This window comes from Denitratisoma oestradiolicum (assembly GCF_902813185.1).
In the GTDB taxonomy this organism is placed as follows: Bacteria; Pseudomonadota; Gammaproteobacteria; order Burkholderiales; family Rhodocyclaceae; genus Denitratisoma; species Denitratisoma oestradiolicum.
The window spans coordinates 2047655-2067315 of sequence record NZ_LR778301.1; the positions used below are offsets into that span (position 1 = coordinate 2047655).

A 19661-nucleotide genomic window follows, 5' to 3' on the forward strand; every position below is an offset into this window, starting at 1 on the left:
TCTGAACCGATTGTTGGACGAGCCCGGCCCTGAGCGCGGCTCATAGCAAATATGTATTTGGGAAGTTTCCCGGTTTGACGTCTTGCCTGGAAAACGGCGGCTTGAAACACCGCGGCTGCCTGCCGTTGAGGCCGGCGATGCCGATTCAGGCGTTGATCGGCGTATTGCGCCAGGATGCGAGGCGAACGGAACGCTCAGCTTGTGGGCGCTGATATCCCGTTGCCGGAAAGAGGCGTGGTGCTTACATGGTCAGAGGGTGCCCCCGGCGGCAAGCAGGGCCGGTGCAGGCCCCGCGAACAGTGTTCGAATCCGCGTCTTCACAATCACCATCACCGCCCCGCAGCAAGCGCAGAGGATCGGCGCCCGTTCCTTGACCCAGGCCAGCACCGGATTCGGAGCGAACCTGAGCAGCAGATGCAGCAAGGCGATCAGGCGCTTGCAGTTCGGATGCAGAAAGCCGAAATTGCGTGCCCGCCGAAAGCCCTTGGGCAGCACATGCTGCAACACCAGCCAGAGGAAATGGGCGCCGGACACGGTGCGTCGTTCCATCCGCCCGGTCCTGGCGTTGCGATAGCGGAAGCTGACCTGGGCGTTGTCGCAGGCGACGATATCCTTCTCGGCGATGACACCACGGTAAAGATAGCGCCCCAGGTAGACCAGCGCCGGCTCGCCGCTACCCACCGATTTGCAATCCACCACCCACTTCTCGGGGTGACGGCGAGGCAGCGCCAATCCGGCGGCCTCGATGCCCGCCAGCATCTTTCCCCGGAAGACCTTGGCCAGGGCCTTGTGGTTGAACAGGTAGCCGCCCTTGGCCTGGCGCCGCTTGGTGCGCCATTGTCGGCGCTCGCCATCGACCGCCGCCGCCGGCATCACCAGATGCACATGCGGGTGATACTCCAGCCGCCGCGTGTGGGTATGCAGTACCGCGATGGCCCCGGGCGTGCCCTGCAGTTGCTTGTCGTTCTGGCTGAAGATGCGCACCGTCTCCCAGCAACAGCGCATGAGCAGACCGTAGACGGCGCTCTGGTGCGCCCAAGCCAATCCCCTGAATTCGGCGGGCAGGGTGAAGGTCAGCAGAAAGTACTCGGCCGGGACCTGCTTCTTCAGTTGCCGTTCCAGCCACTGCTGACTCTCGTGGTGCTGACAGTGCGGGCAGTGGCGGTGGCCGCAGGAATGCGGCACCATCTTCTGGTGATCGCATCCCGTGCAGCGGACCTGCATCATGGGGCTGGCCTGGGTGCGGCACTGTTTCATCGCCGCCAAGGCGCGATGGTGGTCGGACGTGAGCCGGTTCCGGTACTGCGCCAGGAAGTCGGCCTCGAAGGTATCAATGACGGTAGCCAGGCGGATCATTTGACCTTCCCCCAGGCGAGACGGAAGCCGTCCATCAGTCCGTTGATGCGGTCGAGGGCGTGATGCTTGGTCTGGTCGGTGAGATGGGTGTAACGGGCGGTGGTGAGAATGGAGTGGTGGCCGAGAAATTTCTGTACCTCGATCAGATCGACGCCGGCCTCAATCAGGTGGGTGGCATAGCTGTGGCGCAAGCTGTGGGGCGTGATCTTTTTTTTAGGCCGCAAGACTCGATCACCTTGTGCAAGGTGGTCTGCACACCTCCGGTGTCCATCGGCGTGGTGGCGCTGGCCGCGCCCTTCAAGCCGCCCAGGCGGCTGGGAAACAGCAGCACGGGATTGCGATGCACCGTCCAGAAGCGCCGCAAGAGTTGATGGGTGGCATCCGGCAGCGGCACGAAGCGATCCCGGTTGCCCTTGGCGTCGCGGATATGCACGCGCCCGCGCGCCGCGTCGATGTCGCCTACCTGAAGGCGCAGTCCTTCGCCCAGACGCAACCCCAGGCTGTAGAGCGTGAAGTAGAACACCCGGTAGCTGAGCACGCGGGTGGCGCCGAAAATCCGCTTGGCTTCCTCGACGGTGACGATGTCGGGCAGGCGCTGGGTTCGCGGCGGCTTGATCAACCCGGGCGCCACCCAGGGCTTTTTCAAGACATGCGCGTAGTAGAACTTCAAGCCGTACAGGTCGAGCTTGACCGTGCTCCACGAGTGCGAGGCCACCAGGTCGGTGAAGTAGTCCGTCAGTTGTTGCGCGGACAGCGTGTCAATCCGCTGATCGAAGTAGTCGCCGACGCGGCGGATGGCGCGGGAGTACGCTTCGATGGTCTTGGGTTGCAGCCCCTTGAGCTTGAGATGCTTGAGATGCGTCTGGTATTGCCGGTCAAAGTGCGCGGCGATGTCGTTCGTCATGCTGGTTTATCCTCACGAAATATTGCAGAATCAAACCCCTCGGCATCGAGGGGATGAAGGTGCAGAATAATTCGTGGTGCCGCAGCAAGCGATTCCTCCGCGTAGCGGCTTCGTCCAACCCATCAATCAACACGGACTGGCGCGGTAAAGCCGCGCCAGCCGGTTATGTCAAAATAATTAGTCATCAGGATTATTGAGGAAATACAAATGAAGCTTCTGTATGCAACCGTGATTGCCGCGACTGTACTGGTCGCCACTCCTGCTTTGGCCAACAAGGATCTAGCCACCAAATCCGGTTGCTTGGCCTGCCATCAAGCCGATAAGAAAGTTGTTGGCCCTGCATATCGGGATGTCGCCAAGAAATACGCGGGCGATAAAGCCGCTGAGGCTATGTTGTTTGACCGAGTGAAAAAGGGGAGTGCTGCCACCGGTGGCAATAAATGGCCCGGCCCGCCTATCCCCATGCCGCCGAACGAAGGCACCGTTAAGGACGATGACATCAAGGTACTCGTTAAGTGGATATTGGCTGGCGCCCATTAGTACGCCAGTTAAGGAACTATCAATTCAATTGGCCGTCTGCGTGGAGTACGCTCGAGCGGTTCCGGCGACGGGGCTCTGACCGCTGGTCAATCACTCCGAGGGGCAGCTTAAGGATCGGATTCTGTTGAAAAAGTTTCTGACCACCAATTCTAGTCGATTCGCGGGGGTACTCTACCCATTGCCGGGGCAATGATCGTCGATTGTAGATCGATCTGAGAGGTCGGCATTATGCCACTCACATTGTCGAAATTTCGAAACGACTTTTTCAACACAATAGGATCGGTTAGCGGACATCGCGTATGGCCATGTCAAGAGTCTGTGTGATTAAGGTTTATTCGATGTCCGCCCTACACGCGGTGACGTTGGAGTATTAACAGAACGCAAGTGGGCAATCGTTGAATATGCCTCGAAGGAGGAAACCGCGAAATACTGCGGGAGAGATTAGGAAGTGCGCGGGCCTATGGCAATTGGACGGTTGCTGCAGTGATGCCGGTAGCCGGCCCCCAAAGTCTTTTCTGCCGGATATCACGATGGCGAAGATCGCCAAATATATCAGATGCGCTGCGATTCGATGTCTCACGGGACAGACATGGATTTCTTCCGGATAACTGCTGGCCGAGACATAACTGCGCGGATAAAGTATCTGATTGCCGCCGGCATTTTCTGTGCTGCGCTCGGACTGAGATTTCTGGTTCTTCCGGTCGAAGCCGGCTTAGCCTTTCTGACTTTCTATCCCGGAACGGCCATCGCGGCGCTGCTCTGCGGCGTGGGGCCGAGCTTGTTTTACATGATTTTGGCGGCAGTTGCCGGTGCCTATATCTTCAACCCACCCCATTGGGCATTTGGCCAGAGTGACATCATCCCAACGTGTGCCTTTATTGTTTCCGCCACCACCATTCTATTTGTCGTCCATTCCTACCAACGTGTTGTTGTCCGTCAGACACAAAACCTTACCGACGAAATCGATGCACGGCAGCGGCTTGCCAGCGAATTGCAGAACTCTTTAAATCAACTCCGTGAACTGGAGTCGGAGTTTCGTCAGACTTTCGAACAGGCCGCGGTCGGAATTGCTCATCTGGCGCCAGATGGCCGCTGGCTGCGGGTTAATGAGTGCCTATGCAACATCATCGGCTACAGCCGTGACGAACTGCTGTCAAAGACGTTACAGGACATTGCACATCCAGACGACGTGGAGGCCAATTTTGTGTTGCTGCGGCGAATACTTGCAGGAGATCTAGACTTGGGCAGTTTCGAGAAGCAATACCTGCGCAAGGATGGCGGTACCGTCTGGATCAACCTTGCCATGTCGCCGGCACGCACTACCAATGGTCATCCGAGTTACTTCATCGCCGTCCTGGAGGACATCACCAACCGTAAGCATGCCGAGATGCAATTGCGACTGGCGGCCAAGGTCTTCGACCGCGCTGGCGAAGCCATTATCGTCACCGAGGTGGACGGCCGCATCATCACAGTAAACGAGGCGTTCACCGGAATCACAGGCTATACGGTAACTGAAGCCGTTGGCAAGACACCTTCGCTGCTGAAGTCCGGACTTAATTCACCCGAGTTCTACCGCAGTCTCTGGGGCCAGTTGGAGACGGAGGGTTGGTGGCAGGGTGAAATTTGGAACAAGCGCAAGAATGGCGAAATCTACCCAGAATGGCTGACAATCAGCAGCGTACGTGAAGCAGACGGCCGCCTGTCGAAATATGTGGCAATGTTCAGCGACATCTCTGCAATGAAGGAGTCTCAGCGCAAGCTCGAATACATCGCCAGCCACGATGATTTGACGGCGCTGTCAAATCGTACCGTATTCCAGAATCGTCTTCGCCAGGCAATCGCCCAGGCCCGTCGGGAGAGCCATTTGCTGGCGGTTCTTTTCATCGACCTTGATAACTTCAAGACCATTAATGACACCCTAGGTCATGACGTCGGCGACTTGCTGCTTAAAGGTGTCGCCCAGCGACTTCTCACCTGCATCCGCGATGCCGACACAGTCGCACGCTTGGGCGGAGATGAGTTTGCCGCACTGCTGTGCAATATCGACTTCCTAGAAGTCAGTGCCGTCTGTCAGCGCATTGTCGACGCTCTGTCCAAGGTTTTCCAAGTCATGGAACATGACTTGTTTATTACATCGAGCATCGGCATCAGCCTTTTTCCAAACGATGGCAATGATGAAGGCACCCTGCTCAAGAATGCGGACTCTGCGATGTACCGTGCCAAGGAACAGGGCAAAAATCACTTTCAGTATTTCGCTGCTGACATCAGGCTGGAGATACAGCAGCGACTCGCTCTGGAGACTGGACTACGGCGCGCCCTCCAGCAAAGTCTGTTCGTCCTCCACTATCAACCCCAGGTTCGCCTTGCTGACAGCAATCTTGTCGGCGCCGAAGCTCTGATTCGCTGGACCGACCCTGAGTTGGGATTTATCTCGCCAGCAGAATTCATTCCCGTGGCTGAGAAGTCGGGCCTTATCGGAGGCATCGGACTGTTTGTAGTCAATAGAGCGATTGAAGACATACTCGCTTGGCGCTCAGTTGGTCTGACGCCGCCACCCGTCGCCCTCAATATTTCCCCGAGTCAACTACGCGACGATCGCTTTGCGGCATGGCTATTTGATAGATTGGCTACGGCCGGGTTGCCTACTAGCAGTATCGTTATCGAACTTACGGAAGGTGCACTGATGGAGCACGGCGAAGAAGGTCTGAAGATGCTAAATGACCTCGCCAGCCGGGGGATCAAGATCAGCATTGACGACTTTGGCACTGGCTACTCATCCCTCTCCTACCTCAAGCGCATGCCTGTCGCAGAACTGAAGATTGACCGAAGCTTTGTCGATGGCATAGCCAACGAACCTGATGCCCGGGCTATTGCCCATGCGATCTTGAGCCTTGCCCACACCTTGGGTTTGTCCGCAGTGGCGGAAGGTGTGGAAACGGAACAGCAGTTGACCGTATTGCAAATGCTTGGTTGCGACACAGCTCAGGGATTCTTCTTCCACCGGCCGATGGACGAAGCACATTTCCGCTTGCTGCTACAGTCTGATGCCAGTGCCGGTGTATCAGCCAACGGTGCGCCAACTTGACCTCCACGCGATTCGGCGAAACGCGCCGCGTCAGATACACTAAACGGCTAAAGATTGGGAACCGATCCTTGAGCGCGATACTTGATCGCATTAGTGAACGATTGGGCCGCAGCCTGCCCAAGCTGGAGGCTGTACTTTTCCCCTTACACCGAAGCTTCACCTACCGGGTCGGCATCGTGCTGATTCTGGTAATGATTGCGTTTGTCGTTCGGCGCCTGATCGGTCCCGACGAGCTCGGTGTGCCATTTCTCACCTTTTTCCCTGCAGCGGCGATCTCGGCGGTTTTTGGGGGATTCTGGGCGGGCATGCTTGCGACAGCATTGGGAGCGATCACCGCGACCTATTTCTTTATTCCGCCGTACTCCATGTTTTCCTTTGCGTTTCGGCCCGAAACGATTTTCGCCAACATGGTCTATCTGCTCGACGAAATAGTGGTTTGTTCGGCAATCGCAGCATTGCATCGCTTTTACCGCATTACGAAGGATCAGAACGCGGAGCTGAACACGTTGATCCAGACGATTCCCGATCTGATCTGGCTAAAAAGTTCTGAGGGCATTTATCTGGAGTGCAATCCTGCCATCGAACAATTCTACGGACTGAGAAGGGATGCCGTCATTGGCCGGACCGCTCGGGACTTGTTTCAGGGCTCGGTGGCCGAGTCCATTCATCGGCAAGACGAGGCAGCTCTGGTTACAGACGGTCCCTGTACCACCGAGGGGTGGGTCACCCGCGCCTGCGATTGCCACAATGTACTATTGGAAACCACCACGACCCCCATGCGCACCGCCGATGGCAAATTCATCGGCGTGCTGGGCATCGCTCGCGACATTACCGAGCGCCGGCATCTTGAGGACGAGGTGCGTGCGCGCACCGTTGAGTTGGAACGGGAGCGCGCTTTTCTTACCGCAATTTTTGAGCATACCGGCGACGGAATTCTGGCCGTGGATGGAGAGGGCTACATCGCCCTGGCTAACCACGAGGCGCGGCGCCTGCTGGGCATAATCGAGGACAACACGCCGCGCCGGCTGGCCGAATTCTGGCCCGATTGGCCGGCAATCGCCAGCGGAGCTGCCGAGCGCGGCGAAGCTCGCCATGATATTGAAGCTGCCGGGCGCGTCCTGGCGCTTTCTGTTACGCGCACAGGAGAACTCAGCGAAACCCGTTACGTAATTGTGGCACGCGATGTCAGCGAAGAACACCGCCTCGCCGACGAACGCCGCGAACTTGATCGCCAGATGTTCCAGATGGAGAAAATGGCGACCCTTGGAGAATTGACTATGGGCGTTGCGCACGAAATCGGCAATCCCCTCGCCGGAATGAAAGCGGTAGCCCAGTCACTCCAGTACGAGGACGATCTGCCTATGGGTGCGAGCGAATCGCTACAACGGCTGGAGGCGGAAATTGACCGGCTCGGAGACTTTCTGCATAGTTTCCATGGATTTGCCGCGCCGCCGCGCACACACCCCGTTCCGTGTCGATTACACGACATCGTCGAAGACACATTGTTTTGGACGCGCAAGGAGGCTGTATCCCACGATGTGGCCATCGGACTGGCTATCGACAAGTACCTGTCGGTGCATGCCGATCCCAACCAGATCAAACAGGTGCTGCTGAATCTTGTCGTCAATGCCATTCACGCCATGCCGCATGGCGGAGCGCTACGCATAGCCGCCCATAACGAGAACAACAATGTGCGCATCGAGGTCGCCGACACTGGCGGTGGAATTGGCACCGATGTCCTACCACGCATATTCGATCCTTTCTTCACCACTCGCGCCACCGGTTCCGGTCTGGGCCTCGCCGTCGTAAAAAAGATCGTCAGCGAGCATGGCGCACGCATCGAAGTCAAAAGTCGTTCCGGGCATGGCACATGCTTCACTCTATACTGGCCTGCTGCTTCGATGGAGTTGCCCGCATGAGCGCGTTGCTGATCGTAGAGGACGACACAACCATCCGCGTCACCGTGGGCAATTTTCTCGCCCGCCTAGGCTATAGCGTCGACGTTGCGGAAAATGCCGCGAGTGCTCTCAAGCAGTCTCGCGGTCGGCGGTATCGCCTGATTCTGCTCGACCTGCACTTGCCCGATGGTGACGGCCTCGACCTGATTGGCAAATTCCGTGAACTAGACGACGACACGCTGGTGGTCATCATGACCGCATTCCCCGAAGTGCGCACCGCGGTCGCCGCGCTCAAAGCCGGCGCCTACGATTACATCACCAAGCCATTCGATCTGGAAGACGTACGAGAACTTATTGGACGCGCCATGGAAACCAGCAGGCTGCGTCATGAGGTCGCCTGGCGTCGGGCTCAGTCTGACGTCTGCCAAGTGGATAGCATCGGCGGCGAAAGTCCTGCATGGCAGCGGTTAACGGAGGTAACACAGAAGATCGCGGGAGCTGACCACGTACCCGTGCTGATCTGCGGTGAGTCCGGTAGTGGCAAGGAACGTGTAGCCCGAACCATCCACTGCGGCTCGCCGCGGGCCGGTGGCCCCTGGGTGACACTCAACTGCTCGGCACTGCCGGAAAATCTGCTCGAATCAGAAATGTTCGGTTACGAGAAGGGCGCCTTTACTGATGCCCGGCAGTTGAAACGCGGACTGCTAGAGTTGGCTGACGGCGGTACACTGTTTCTCGACGAAATCGGCGATCTTGCCCTGACTCTACAGCCCAAACTACTACGGGTATTGGAGACGCAGACTTTCCGCAGACTCGGCGGCAGTCGAGAGATAAGCGTCGATGTTCGCTTCGTCGCCGCGACGCACCGCAATCTTCCGGAAATGGTAAAGAACGGTCAGTTTCGCGAGGATCTCTACTACCGCCTCAATGTCGGCGCCATCGAAGTGCCGCCCCTGCGTGCGCGACGAGAAGACATTCTGCCCCTGGCACGGTACTTCCTCACCGAGGCTGCACGCGCAGTAGGCTCACCCACGCTGGCGCTGGCCCCAGCGCTGGAGTCGATGCTGGAAAGTTATGCGTGGCCCGGCAACGTACGTGAATTGCGCAACGTTCTGGAGCGTGCTGCAATCCTTTGCGCAGAAGACACCGTCACCACCTTGCAGTTGCCGCGAGAAATTGTGGGCTGCTGCGCTGCGCTCGCCGTTCCGTCAGAGCAATCCGATCAACCGTTCCTGGACTTGGCGGCGATGGAACAACACTACATTCAGCGCGTTCTGGACTCGGTTGGCGGGAACAAGACTCGCGCTGCCGAACTTCTTGGTATCACCCGTCTGACCCTCCGCAACAAGCTCAAACATCAAGACCGCGACGATAGTCCGGTCACTTCCTGATCGGTTGAATTTCGATCAGACGGTCATGTATTGACCGCAATCTGCTTCACCCTCCTGCCGATACCCGCCACTGCCCATCGTTCACGGCCTTTTTGCGTGCTGGCACGTCTCATGCATAAGGAAGTGCAGAAATATTTTGGTCGGACTAATCGTGCAAGGAGAGCCGAAGTCATGAAATCATCTCGCAGGGCGTTTCTCAAGGCCACTGGTGCTTCTTCGCTAAGCATCATGCTGGGCGGTTCATATTCATTGCGGGCCCTGGCGCAAAGCCAGGATGCCATGGCCCAGCATGAATATGCTGGTTGGGAGGATTTCCATCGCAACCAATGGGCTTGGGACAAGAAAACGCGCGGCGCCCACCTCATCAACTGCACCGGCGCCTGTCCACATTTCGTCTACTCGAAGGACGGTGTGGTCATGCGCGAGGAGCAGTCGAAGGACATGGCGCCGATGCCCGGCATCCCCGAATACAATCCGCGCGGCTGCAACAAGGGCGAGTGCGCCGTCGATTACCAATACGGCCCGCACCGCATCAAGTACCCTTTGATCCGGGTCGGCGCGCGCGGCGAAGGCAAGTGGCGCCGTGCAAGTTGGGACGAGGCGCTCGAACTCATCGCCGACAAGATCGTCGATACCATCAAGAACGAAGCGCCGGACTGCATCAGCGTGTTTTCGCCGGTGCCCGCCGTCGCACCGCTCTCATTCAGCGCCGGCCATCGTTTCGCCCACCTCATCGGTGCCCATACCCATACATTCTTTGACTGGTACGGCGACCATCCGACCGGTCAAACGCAGACCTGTGGCGTGCAGGGAGACACCTGCGAAACCGCGGACTGGTTCAATTCCAAGTTCATCGTCCTGTGGGGGGCGAACCCGGCGATTACCCGCATCCCCGATGCCCACTATCTGTCCGAGGCCGCCCTCAACGGCACCAAGATCGTCAGTATCGCGCCCGACTACAACGCATCGAGCATCAAGGCCGATCAATGGATACACCCGAAGCCCGGCACCGACGCGGCGCTTGGCATGGCGATGGCCCACGTCATCATCAAGGAAAAACTCTTTGACGTACATAACGTCAAGGAGCAGACCGACCTACCCTACTTAGTGCGCAAGGACAATCAACGCTTCCTGCGCGAGGCCGATGTGGTCTCAGGCGGATCGCCAAACAAGTTTTACGCCTGGGACATAAAGACCGGCAAGGCGGTGATCATGAAGGGCTGCTGGGGCGATGAGCCGGAGCAGAAGGCGCCCCCGGTAGCCTTCCTGGGCCGCAACACCAACACCTTCCCCAAGGGCTACATCGATCTGGGCGAACTTGATCCAGCACTGGATGGCACTTACAAGGTGGCGCTCAAGGACGGAAAAACGATAGATGTGCAACCGGTCTTCGATATTCTGAAGCCGCGCATCATGAATGACCATACGCCGGACAAGGCAGCAATGGTGACCGGCGTCCCGGCCAAAGTGATTGTCCAGCTAGCCCGCGAGTTCGCGAGCGCCAAGCCAGCCATGATCGTCAGCGGCGGCGGCACCAACCACTGGTACTACAGCGACGTATTGTTGCGCGTGTTCCATTTGCTGACCGCGCTTACCGGTAGCGAGGGACGCAACGGTGGCGGGGTTAACCACTACATCGGCCAGTGGAAGCCGGTGTTCGTACCCGGAGTCATGGCCCTCTCCTTCCCGCAGGGACCAGCCAAGCAACGCTTCTGCCAAACCACGATCTGGACCTATATCCATGCAGAAGCCAACGACGACATGCTTAAGTCGGGCATCGATACCAATAAATACTTGAGAGACGCCATCGCCACGCGCCAGATGCCGAATTATCCGCGCGACTTCCGCGATCCCAAGGTATTCATTGTTTATCGCGGTAACTGGCTGAACCAGGCGAAAGGCCAGAAGTACGTGCTGCGAAATCTGTGGCCCAAGCTTGATCTCATCGTAGATATCAACATCCGCATGGACTCGACGGCCCTGTATTCCGACGTCGTGCTGCCTTCAGCGCACTGGTACGAAAAGCTCGATCTCAACGTGACCGAAGAGCACACGATGATCAACATGACCGAGCCGGCAATCAAGCCAATGTGGGAATCGAAGACCGATTGGCAGATATTCCTCGATCTGTCGAAGAAGGTGGAGGCTGCGGCATTAAGGAAGAACTTCACCAAGTTCAACGACGAGCAATTGATGTGGAACCGGGATCTGTCGACCCTGTGGAACCAGATGACGAACGACGGCAAACTGGCCAATGACGAAGACGCCGCACAGTTCATCCTCGACAGCGCGCCTCAATCAAAAGGCATTACCTTACAGATGCTGAGAGAGAAGGGGCCGCAACGCTTCAAGAGCAACTGGACGTCGCCGATGAAGGAGGGGATTCCCTACACGCCGTTCCAGAACTACACGGTCGACAAGAAGCCATGGCCAACGCTAACAGGGCGCCAGCAGTTCTATCTTGACCACGATACCTTCTTCGCCATGGGCCTTGAACTGCCAACCTACAAGGCGCCAATCGAAGCAGACAAGTACCCGCTGCGATTCAATACCCCGCACAGCCGCTATGCGATTCACTCGACCTTCAAGGACAACGTCCTTATGTTGCGGCTGCAACGTGGCGGACCCTCGGTGGAAATGGCACCGGCCGATGCGGAAGCCCGCGGCATTAGCGACAACGATTGGGTCGAACTGTGGAATGACCATGGTCGCGTCATCTGCCGCGTCAAGGTTCGTCAGGGCGAACAGGTCGGACGCGCGACCATGTGGCACACACCCGAGCTCTACATGGATCTCATCGAAGGCAGCACGCAAAGCGTCTGCCCGGTGCGCATCTCGCCCACCCACCTGGTCGGCAACTACGGCCACCTGGTATTCCGGCCCAATTACTACGGTCCGGGCGGAACCCAGCGCGACACGCGGGTAGAGGTCAAGCGCTATACCGGCGCCACGCCGATGAGCCTATGAGCAACGTAAGCGGACGATCCAGGAAGGAAATGAATCATGGCTAACATAATGAAAACATCCAAGCGGCAGTTGACCTTCGTGGCTGACTTGAACAAATGCATCGGCTGCCAGACCTGTACCGTTGCGTGCAAGAAGCTATGGACTACCGGACCCGGCCAGGATTACATGTACTGGCGCAACGTCGAGACGACACCCGGCAAGGGTTATCCGAAGAACTGGCAGACGCGAGGTGGAGGTTACAAGGGCGGCGAGTTACAGAAGGGAGAGGTTCCGCCGATGATCGACTACGGTGTACCCTTCGAGTTCGATTACAGCGGCAGGCTGTTCGAGGGCAAACCGGGGCGCGTTAGGCCCAGCCCGACACCGCGCTCGGCCCCCAACTGGGACGAAGATCAAGGCAGCGGCGCCTACCCGAACAACCACTTCTTCTATCTGCCGCGCATGTGCAACCATTGTACCAAACCGGCCTGTCTAGAAGCCTGCCCCAACGACGCTATCTACAAGCGTGAACAGGACGGCATCGTGATGATTCATCTCGACATGTGCAAGGGCAACAAGGCATGCGTCAAGTCCTGTCCTTATTCGAAGCCTTATTACAACCCGCAGACCCAGAAGTCCAACAAGTGCGTCGGCTGCTTCCCGCGCATCGAGAAGGGCATCGCCACCGCCTGCGTCGCACAATGTGTCGGTCGCGCCATGCATGTCGGTTTCATCGATGACCCGATGAGTTCGGTGAACAAGTTGGTCAGGCAATGGAAGGTGGCGTTACCTCTGCACCCCGAGTACGGCACCGAGCCGAACGTTTTCTACGTGCCGCCTGTTCTCGGGCCCGGCATGGAAGATGGTGTCGGCAGTGTCTCCGATCAACCGAAGATTCCCTTGTCCGAATTGCAAGGCCTTTTCGGCCCAGACGTGCAGGAGGTGATGAAGATGCTCAAGATGGAGCGCGAGAAGAAGCTAAAGGGCCAGCCATCGGAGTTGATGGATACGCTCATCGGCCGGCGCAGTGCGGACATGATGCTCTCGCCGCTCACCTGATTCCGGTCGAACACCTATTCCAGATCGAGTGGAGGATTCACACCGCTAGAAGGGTCCTGGCAATCCGTACCGAGATTCAGAAATCAAACATGGAGATGTATTCAAATGAAATGCAGTAATCGCAATAGGGTATCCATTTTTTTGGGCACTATTTCTGCCTTGGCGTTTTCCTCCGCAGCGCTGGCGGTTGACGCTGAGGCCGCGAAAGCACTGGCCACGCAGAACAACTGCCTCAAGTGTCACTTGGTGAGCAAGGAAGGTGACGGTCCAGCCTACAAGAAGGTTGCCGAGAAATACAAGGGCAAGGCCAATGCCGAGGCACGACTGATCGAGCACATCACCTCTGGAGAAAAGGCCAAGTTTCCCGATGGTCACGAGGAGGAGCACAAGATCGTCAAGACATCTCCACCTAAGGATATGGAACAGATTAAGAACCTTGTGCAGTGGATTCTTTCGCAATAGCGGTAATTCTTGGCACGAATGTTCATGAAATCTGATCGCAGTATTTGCGGATCCAGTTGGTCTGCCTTGCGAAAACCCAGTGCCAGGCATTCGTTGCTAACGTTGCTGGTTGTCGGTTTTTTCTCGGGCATCATTTTCTGGGGCGCTTTCAACACCGGCATGGAAGCGACTAACAAGCTCGAGTTCTGCATCGGCTGCCACGAAATGCGCGACACCGTCTATCAGGAATACAAGGAAACCATCCACTACAGCAACCGTACCGGCGTGCGCGCCGTTTGCTCCGACTGCCATGTGCCCAAGGACTGGACGCACAAGCTGATCCGTAAGGCCAAGGCGAGCATGGAGGTCTGGGGCAAGGTCACCGGCAGCATCGACACCAAGGAGAAGTTCGAGGCCAAGCGCATGGAACTGGCGACGCACGAGTGGGAACGCATGAAGTCGCGCGACTCCATCGAGTGCCGCAACTGCCACGACTTCGACGCCATGAGCAGCGAATTGCAAAAGCAGACGCCCTACAAGAAGCACATGAAGGCAAAAGCCGAAGGCAAGAGCTGCATCGACTGCCACAAGGGCATCGCCCACAAGCTGCCTAAGGAATACACGGAGCCTGAGGAGTAGCCGTCTGTCAGGCAGGGCTCTGCCCACTTCATGCGAGGGCAGCACTGGATCAGGAAGGGATTGAAAATGAATGAAATGGGTTCAGCAAAGAACATCAGCCGGATCGTGAAATCGATGGCGCGCAACCGTACTTATGCGCTCCTTGCCATAGGGTTCCGATATCCGGAAGAAGATACGTTTCTGCGGCTCGCCGACGGAAGCTATGCCGAGGAGATCGCTGGTGCCCTTGAGGTGTGTGCGCCGGAGTTAGTCGACACCTTCGAGGAAATAATTGCACCTCGCCTACGGGTGACAACATCCGGTCAGGAACTCGCGTCGGCCTACCTGAGCGCCTTCGAGACTAATATGCCGGATCCCAGTGTTTCTCTCTACGAGGGCAGTTACCACCAGCGTGGCAGCAAGCCAGCATTGCTGCTCGAACTGAAAAGCTTCTACCGAAATTTTGGTTTGGCCATCGCCAAAGAAGAAAACGATCTCGAAGACGCGCTGAGTGCCGAACTCGAGTTCATGCAATTCCTAACTGCCAAGCAAACCCAAGCGGAGGAAGGTCTGCTGGACAAGGTTCCCTACCTGCGCGCGCAGCGTGATTTTATCGAGCGGCACCTTGCGGCTTGGCTTCCAGCACTGCAAGCCGACGTTACGAGCAAGCTCAAAACCCCCTTTTATGTAGCGCTTACCGAACTGCTAACCAGCTTCGTCTCTTACGAGATCACAGGGATGCAGCGTGACGTTACTAACCTTGACAGGTAACGGGCAGCGCTAAATGCTGTCAACGGATATGGGCGCACTTATCGATGCCTGCGGTCGCAAGATCGATTACTTGCGCCTGTCTGTCACTGACCGGTGCGATCTGCGTTGCGCCTACTGCATGCCCGAGGACTATGCCGATTACGAGGCACCTGGCCACTGGTTAAGCTTCGATGAAATCGAGCGGCTGACGGGTATTTTCGTCAGCCTCGGCGTTACCCGTATACGTCTTACTGGCGGGGAGCCTCTGCTCCGTGGAAGAATCGTGGAATTGGTGGCGAAACTGCGCAGGCACTCAGGACTAAGCGATCTATCGCTATCTACCAACGGGACTCGACTAGCCAGGATGGCTGCACGACTCAAGTCGGCAGGCGTGGATAGAATCAACGTTAGCTTAGACACGCTTTCGCGTTCCCGCTTCCTCGCACTTACCCGGCGGGATGCCCTAGGCGACGTCTTGGCAGGGCTGGAAGAAGCGCGCAACTGTGGCTTTACGCCGATCAAGATCAACATGGTTTGGCTACCCGACTTTAACGGGGATGAAATCGGCGCCATGATTGAGTACTGCATGGACAAAGGTTTCGTGCTACGCCTGATTGAGAACATGCCAATGAGCGATAGTGCTCGCGCTCTTGGCACCGGTTCACTGCAAGCCTTGATCGAAAGTCTTCGCAAACGTTACGATCTTGTTGACCACGTTCTGCCAGGCGGTGGTCCAGCACGGTACCTGACTACGCCAGACAATATTTTCAGTATCGGCTTTATCACTCCGGTATCCCAGCACTTCTGCGCGACCTGCAACCGGATCCGCCTGACAGTTGATGGCGCACTGCATCTTTGCTTGGGGCAGGAGGATCGGCTTGAACTCCGGCACTTGCTGCGGACTGGTGCCAGCGATAGCGACCTAATAGATGCGATCCAGTCTGCAATGCAGCGTAAGCCGGATCGTCACGAGTTTTCCAATTCGTCGCACAAGCTGGTGCGGGTAATGGCATCCACTGGCGGCTAGGCTGGCTTCTTACTCGCAACAAATAATCGTATCGCTGTCACGAGTTCACAAATTCTCGCCACACTGTGGTTTGGGTAATGGCATCCACCGGTGGCTAGACGGCGTCTGGCCGAAAACTATTTGATTTCATAGGACGGCATCCCTTGTGCTGCGGTCACTGGGTATGCCTATGCCAGCAGTCGGCTTTCAGTTCCAAAGCAGGCACAGCCACCACTGGCCCGGTTCCAACCAATTGGAGTTGTATTGAGGTTGCACCCGAAAGGCTGATTCCAACCTCGGCACTCAGCCAGATTGGACTTTGAAACCGCCAACCCTAAAATGCAAATAGCCCAAAAAAATACCCGCCGTAACTGGCGGGTATTTTTTTGGATCAGATCAGCCCCCTTTCCGCAAAGGACATGACCGTGGTGTCGGCCACGATAAAGTGGTCGAGTACCTTGATGTCAACGAGAGACAGCGCCTGCCGAAGTTGGTTGGTGAGCGACTCGTCGGCGCGTGACGGCTCGGGACTGCCGGATGGGTGGTTGTGCGCAAAAATCACGGCCGAGGCATTGAGCTTCAAACCGATCCGCACGACCTCGCGCGGATACACCGAGGTTTGCGTCGTCGTGCCGCGAAACAGCTCCATGCCGGCAATCAGCCTATTCTGCGCATCAAGCCAGAGCGCCACGAAGCTTTCGTACACCTGCCCACCCAGAAACAGCCGCAGGTAATCGCGAACGGCAGCCGGTCCAGCAAGACTCACCGCATCGCTGCTGAGTGTTTCCTCAAGGGCGCGACGCAGAAGTTCCCTTGCTGCCGCCAGGCGGTCGGATACCGCATAGGAGAGAATTTCTTCTCGCACGCCGGGAACGTTTGCCTGTCGAACAGCGCGCAAGCCGAACAATTCCGCCAGCGAATACATTGGAATCGAAGCATTCTCTTCTCCAAGCAGGATGGAAAGAAGCTCGCGGTCGGTTGATCTAATCATCTTGGGTGCCTCCAATTGAAAAGCGGAGCGGCACCGTCCCCTTGAGGGCGATGGCACGCCCCGCGGGGTTGAATGAATAAAACTTACTGCGTCACTTCCGACCGACTGACCGGTTTTCCAGCATCAAGAATCTTCTGGCTTGCGCTGAAAATTCTCTGGGCCGACTTCTCCGGCAACTGCCCGTCTTCGAGCCAGGACTGAATGAAGCCTCGCGCCTCATCCTGTCCCGGCAGATCGAGGATGGAACACAGCAGGAATGCCACGCCCTCCGCCTCGACCTCCTGAATGCTTCGTGGGATCGACGCTGCGTCATGACAATCGGCTTCTTCGGTGTGCCCCAGAACGACGTGAGCCAATTCATGAAACCGGGTTTTGTGGGGATACTCGGCCAACGGATTAACTGCGATCCGCCGCTTCACCGCGTAGCCCTGCACATTCCCGTCCATGAACTCGAAACGCTCCAGCGTGATGTCGAGCGCATTCAATGCAGCCTCGGCATCCCACTGCGGCGACTCGATCGGCTCGACGTAGTCTTCGCCTTCGGTCTGTTCCAGACTGAACCAGCGCGGCGCCAGCTTGAACAGGGTAAATAGATCCCCGCCGTCGCTGGACGAGTCACCGTCCGGGTCTGGGTTCCTGCGCTTGACCGTGATCGGCATGCAAAGTGAAATTGCTTTCTGCCCCTTGCATACCGAACGTCCCAAATCCTTCCAGCGGTTGAAACTGGCAATTGGCGACAGGGGCAAGTCCCGTTCCAGCAGTTGCGTGGCAGCCAGAATCTGGTTGCCAATACTGAAGCGATGAAACCGGCCGTAGGCCGCGCTCACGATCCCAGGCTCGGTAAGAGCCTGTTCGAGTAATGGCGCAAATTTGTCGTGCATGGTGCCTCCAAGAAATATCGGGGAGGCACCGTCCCCCTCGGGGGCGATACGCTCCCCGTGGGATAGAAATTCCGGCCGAAGCCGGTTTGTCGTGCTGCTGTTACTTCCGTTTCGACAACCAGACGGACAGCGCGAATTCCTTCGCCTCGACGGCATTCGGCCCCAAGAACTCGCTGGGCCTGCCCTCGATCTTGCGCAGAAGAATTCGGCCAACCACGGCGATCTGCTGGCGCGCACCGATGTCGCCATCGAAGCGTGCTTTCAGGAATTGCCGGTAGTCGCCCTGCCATCCCGCCGGTGGAGCGAACGGCCCGAAGCCGCCGGGCATGGTGTCGATGAGACTGAAGTCGATGACGCCGTACATGCTCATCTCCCCGTCACGCCGCCCGGCTCAGCGCCTGTTCGACGCTACCGAGCGCGGGAAACCCCGCCTTGCCGAGAAGATCGAACACATCCAGCCAATCGACGCCTTTTCTGCCGTCGGGAATGTCGAGGGCAGGCGCGATCGCCCCCGCTCGAATCCCCATTTCCCATAACCGGGTCACCAACGTCCGCGCCGCTTCCTGTCCGTGGCCGGAGGGATGCTGCTTGGATGGCCGGTCCTTGTCGGCAAAGACAAGAACCTGCTCGACGCCGGGTGGCGGCATGAAGGTTTCCAGCAGATAGGCATTACCTGTCGCCCAGGCCGGGAGTCCGGTGGCTTCGATGACGGCCAGGGCCGTTTCGATGCCCTCGGTAACGGCCAGGCGGTGGCCAACCGGCACCAGTCGAACAGCACCCCCGGTCAACTGACGGGCCACAGGATGGCGCATCAGCTTCTTGGGGGCATCGACCGGCGCCTTGTGACCATCAGGCGTCAGGTAGGTGCGATGGATCGTTACCGCCTCACCTCCCTGCCCTGTCACTTGCGCGATCAGGGTCGGGTAATGAGCCACGAGGCGGTTGTCCGCGTAGTAGCCCAACTCCGGGTGGAACCGCAAGGTGTCCGGCACCTTCAACGACAATCCGCGTCGGGCCAAGTACAAACGAGCCGGTTCAGATTCCGGATGCGACAGAGACAATGATTCTCGCCAGGTGCGATTGAGATGCTCCCGGCGAATCTCGTCGTCCGACTTCCCCGCTCTGACCTCGCCATGCTTTGCCGACGGCAACCGGATCGGCTGGCTGCCGACCTGCTCGGCCACTTCGCGAATCGCACGGCCAAAGTCCCAGTCGTTGATCCACATCAGCAGCGCAAACCCGTCGGCAAAACTGCCGCAGGTGTTGCAGATGCCACCGCCCGTATCCGCGACATCCCGGAATACTCGAAAGCCATCCCGACCGCCATGAACCGGACAGGGCACATGCTTCCCCTGCCGATCCAGCGCGGCTTTCAGCGGTGGGGCCAGGTCGAGCAGAACCCGATCCCAGCGTCCCCGCACATCCTCTTTGACGCGATGCGTCTCATACTCATGCTTCATTGCAGGTGCCTCCATGAAATTGGAACGCTCCGCGCGGCATGGCGATACCCCGACCGGGATACGCTCCCCGGCGGGGTTGATGAATGCTGTTTGTTTTCTCGTGGCCAGCTACCACACGTCCACCCGATGCCTTACGGCGCCGGATTGAATTCTGTGTTCCGAACTTTTCGCAGGAGGCTCGATGAACCTCCTGTGAAAAACCCCGGCACGTTGGCCGGGAAAAATGACACAGGGGAGGATTCACGGCCATGCTACGCAGCCGCTCTACCCCATGGGATTTGAAATGTGACCTTTTCGGATCGACTTCGGAAGTCATTCCGATTGCATGACGTGGC

At 57.7% G+C, this 19661-nt stretch carries 15 protein-coding genes and 1 pseudogene; 10 read left to right on the forward strand and 6 right to left on the reverse strand.

All coding sequences use genetic code 11. The annotated features are described in order from the left end of the window. Positions 1-249 precede the first annotated feature (249 nt). Together DENOEST_RS09410 and DENOEST_RS20180 are read right to left on the reverse strand one after the other, a co-directional pair. On the reverse strand, positions 250-1356 hold the full coding sequence (locus tag DENOEST_RS09410) for an IS91 family transposase (RefSeq protein WP_145769144.1): 1107 nt from the start codon (positions 1354-1356) through the stop codon (positions 250-252). After that, positions 1353-2260 (reverse strand): annotated as a pseudogene (locus tag DENOEST_RS20180) (tyrosine-type recombinase/integrase). Before DENOEST_RS20180 ends, DENOEST_RS09410 begins: the two are co-directional and overlap by 4 nt. Before the next feature lie 207 nt (positions 2261-2467). On the opposite strand from DENOEST_RS20180, the gene DENOEST_RS09420 reads away from it, so the two are divergent. The 10 genes from DENOEST_RS09420 (at position 2468) to moaA (ending at position 16015) form a co-directional block, all read left to right on the forward strand. Further along, positions 2468-2800 carry a c-type cytochrome gene (locus DENOEST_RS09420; protein WP_145769145.1) on the forward strand — a complete coding sequence of 111 codons (333 nt, stop codon included), beginning with the start codon at positions 2468-2470 and terminating at the stop codon, positions 2798-2800. Between the two features lie 589 nt (positions 2801-3389). Further along, positions 3390-5885, forward strand: a complete 2496-nt coding sequence (locus DENOEST_RS09425; protein ID WP_170228071.1) for an EAL domain-containing protein — start codon at positions 3390-3392, stop codon at positions 5883-5885. 68 nt (positions 5886-5953) lie between these two features. After that, positions 5954-7804 carry an ATP-binding protein gene (locus tag DENOEST_RS09430; protein WP_145769147.1) on the forward strand — a complete coding sequence of 617 codons (1851 nt, stop codon included), beginning with the start codon at positions 5954-5956 and terminating at the stop codon, positions 7802-7804. Further along, positions 7801-9174: a sigma-54-dependent transcriptional regulator gene (locus DENOEST_RS09435; RefSeq protein ID WP_170228072.1), complete on the forward strand. Its 1374-nt coding sequence runs from the start codon at positions 7801-7803 to the stop codon at positions 9172-9174. The genes DENOEST_RS09430 and DENOEST_RS09435 overlap by 4 nt, the downstream gene beginning before the upstream one ends. 171 nt (positions 9175-9345) lie before the next feature. Further along, positions 9346-12141 carry a molybdopterin-dependent oxidoreductase gene (locus DENOEST_RS09440; RefSeq protein ID WP_197970568.1) on the forward strand — a complete coding sequence of 932 codons (2796 nt, stop codon included), beginning with the start codon at positions 9346-9348 and terminating at the stop codon, positions 12139-12141. A gap of 48 nt (positions 12142-12189) precedes the next feature. Then, positions 12190-13179 carry a 4Fe-4S dicluster domain-containing protein gene (locus tag DENOEST_RS09445; protein WP_232096485.1) on the forward strand — a complete coding sequence of 330 codons (990 nt, stop codon included), beginning with the start codon at positions 12190-12192 and terminating at the stop codon, positions 13177-13179. A 105-nt stretch (positions 13180-13284) separates the two neighbouring features. After that, entirely contained in the window at positions 13285-13641 is a 357-nt protein-coding gene (locus tag DENOEST_RS09450) for a c-type cytochrome (RefSeq protein WP_145769151.1), read from the forward strand. 66 nt (positions 13642-13707) lie between these two features. After that, entirely contained in the window at positions 13708-14259 is a 552-nt protein-coding gene (locus tag DENOEST_RS09455) for a NapC/NirT family cytochrome c (protein WP_232096486.1), read from the forward strand. A gap of 66 nt (positions 14260-14325) precedes the next feature. Next, positions 14326-15009, forward strand: coding sequence for a molecular chaperone TorD family protein (locus tag DENOEST_RS09460; protein WP_145769153.1), 684 nt, complete (start codon positions 14326-14328; stop codon positions 15007-15009). A 13-nt stretch (positions 15010-15022) separates the two neighbouring features. Beyond that, a complete protein-coding gene (moaA, locus tag DENOEST_RS09465) occupies positions 15023-16015 on the forward strand; it encodes a GTP 3',8-cyclase MoaA (RefSeq protein WP_232096487.1) in 993 nt (330 codons plus the stop codon). Between the two features lie 370 nt (positions 16016-16385). Here moaA and DENOEST_RS09470 read toward each other — a convergent pair whose 3' ends face one another. From DENOEST_RS09470 to DENOEST_RS09485, 4 genes are all read right to left on the reverse strand, one after another. Continuing rightward, the gene (locus DENOEST_RS09470; protein ID WP_145769154.1) at positions 16386-16985 is read right to left on the reverse strand and encodes a JAB domain-containing protein; all 600 of its coding nucleotides are present in this window, start codon (positions 16983-16985) and stop codon (positions 16386-16388) included. An 83-nt stretch (positions 16986-17068) separates the two neighbouring features. After that, positions 17069-17866, reverse strand: a complete 798-nt coding sequence (locus DENOEST_RS09475) for an ArdC-like ssDNA-binding domain-containing protein (protein ID WP_145769155.1) — start codon at positions 17864-17866, stop codon at positions 17069-17071. A 100-nt stretch (positions 17867-17966) separates the two neighbouring features. Further along, positions 17967-18230, reverse strand: coding sequence for a hypothetical protein (locus DENOEST_RS09480; RefSeq protein WP_145769156.1), 264 nt, complete (start codon positions 18228-18230; stop codon positions 17967-17969). 13 nt (positions 18231-18243) lie between these two features. Beyond that, the gene (locus DENOEST_RS09485; protein WP_197970569.1) at positions 18244-19341 is read right to left on the reverse strand and encodes a DUF7146 domain-containing protein; all 1098 of its coding nucleotides are present in this window, start codon (positions 19339-19341) and stop codon (positions 18244-18246) included. Positions 19342-19661 lie beyond the last annotated feature (320 nt).

Excerpts from the sequence above, each read along its gene's own strand:
- DENOEST_RS09440 (WP_197970568.1), top strand. The coding sequence starts at position 9,346 with ATGAAATCATCTCGCAGGGCGTTTCTCAAGGCCACTGGTGCTTCTTCG.
- DENOEST_RS09475 (WP_145769155.1), bottom strand. The coding sequence starts at position 17,866 with ATGCACGACAAATTTGCGCCATTACTCGAACAGGCTCTTACCGAGCCT.
- DENOEST_RS09485 (WP_197970569.1), bottom strand. The coding sequence starts at position 19,341 with ATGGAGGCACCTGCAATGAAGCATGAGTATGAGACGCATCGCGTCAAA.
- DENOEST_RS09450 (WP_145769151.1), top strand. The coding sequence starts at position 13,285 with ATGAAATGCAGTAATCGCAATAGGGTATCCATTTTTTTGGGCACTATT.
- moaA (WP_232096487.1), top strand. The coding sequence starts at position 15,023 with ATGCTGTCAACGGATATGGGCGCACTTATCGATGCCTGCGGTCGCAAG.
- DENOEST_RS09410 (WP_145769144.1), bottom strand. The coding sequence starts at position 1,356 with ATGATCCGCCTGGCTACCGTCATTGATACCTTCGAGGCCGACTTCCTG.
- DENOEST_RS09470 (WP_145769154.1), bottom strand. The coding sequence starts at position 16,985 with ATGATTAGATCAACCGACCGCGAGCTTCTTTCCATCCTGCTTGGAGAA.
- DENOEST_RS09435 (WP_170228072.1), top strand. The coding sequence starts at position 7,801 with ATGAGCGCGTTGCTGATCGTAGAGGACGACACAACCATCCGCGTCACC.
- DENOEST_RS09445 (WP_232096485.1), top strand. The coding sequence starts at position 12,190 with ATGAAAACATCCAAGCGGCAGTTGACCTTCGTGGCTGACTTGAACAAA.
- DENOEST_RS09420 (WP_145769145.1), top strand. The coding sequence starts at position 2,468 with ATGAAGCTTCTGTATGCAACCGTGATTGCCGCGACTGTACTGGTCGCC.
- DENOEST_RS09460 (WP_145769153.1), top strand. The coding sequence starts at position 14,326 with ATGAATGAAATGGGTTCAGCAAAGAACATCAGCCGGATCGTGAAATCG.
- DENOEST_RS09480 (WP_145769156.1), bottom strand. The coding sequence starts at position 18,230 with ATGTACGGCGTCATCGACTTCAGTCTCATCGACACCATGCCCGGCGGC.
- DENOEST_RS09425 (WP_170228071.1), top strand. The coding sequence starts at position 3,390 with ATGGATTTCTTCCGGATAACTGCTGGCCGAGACATAACTGCGCGGATA.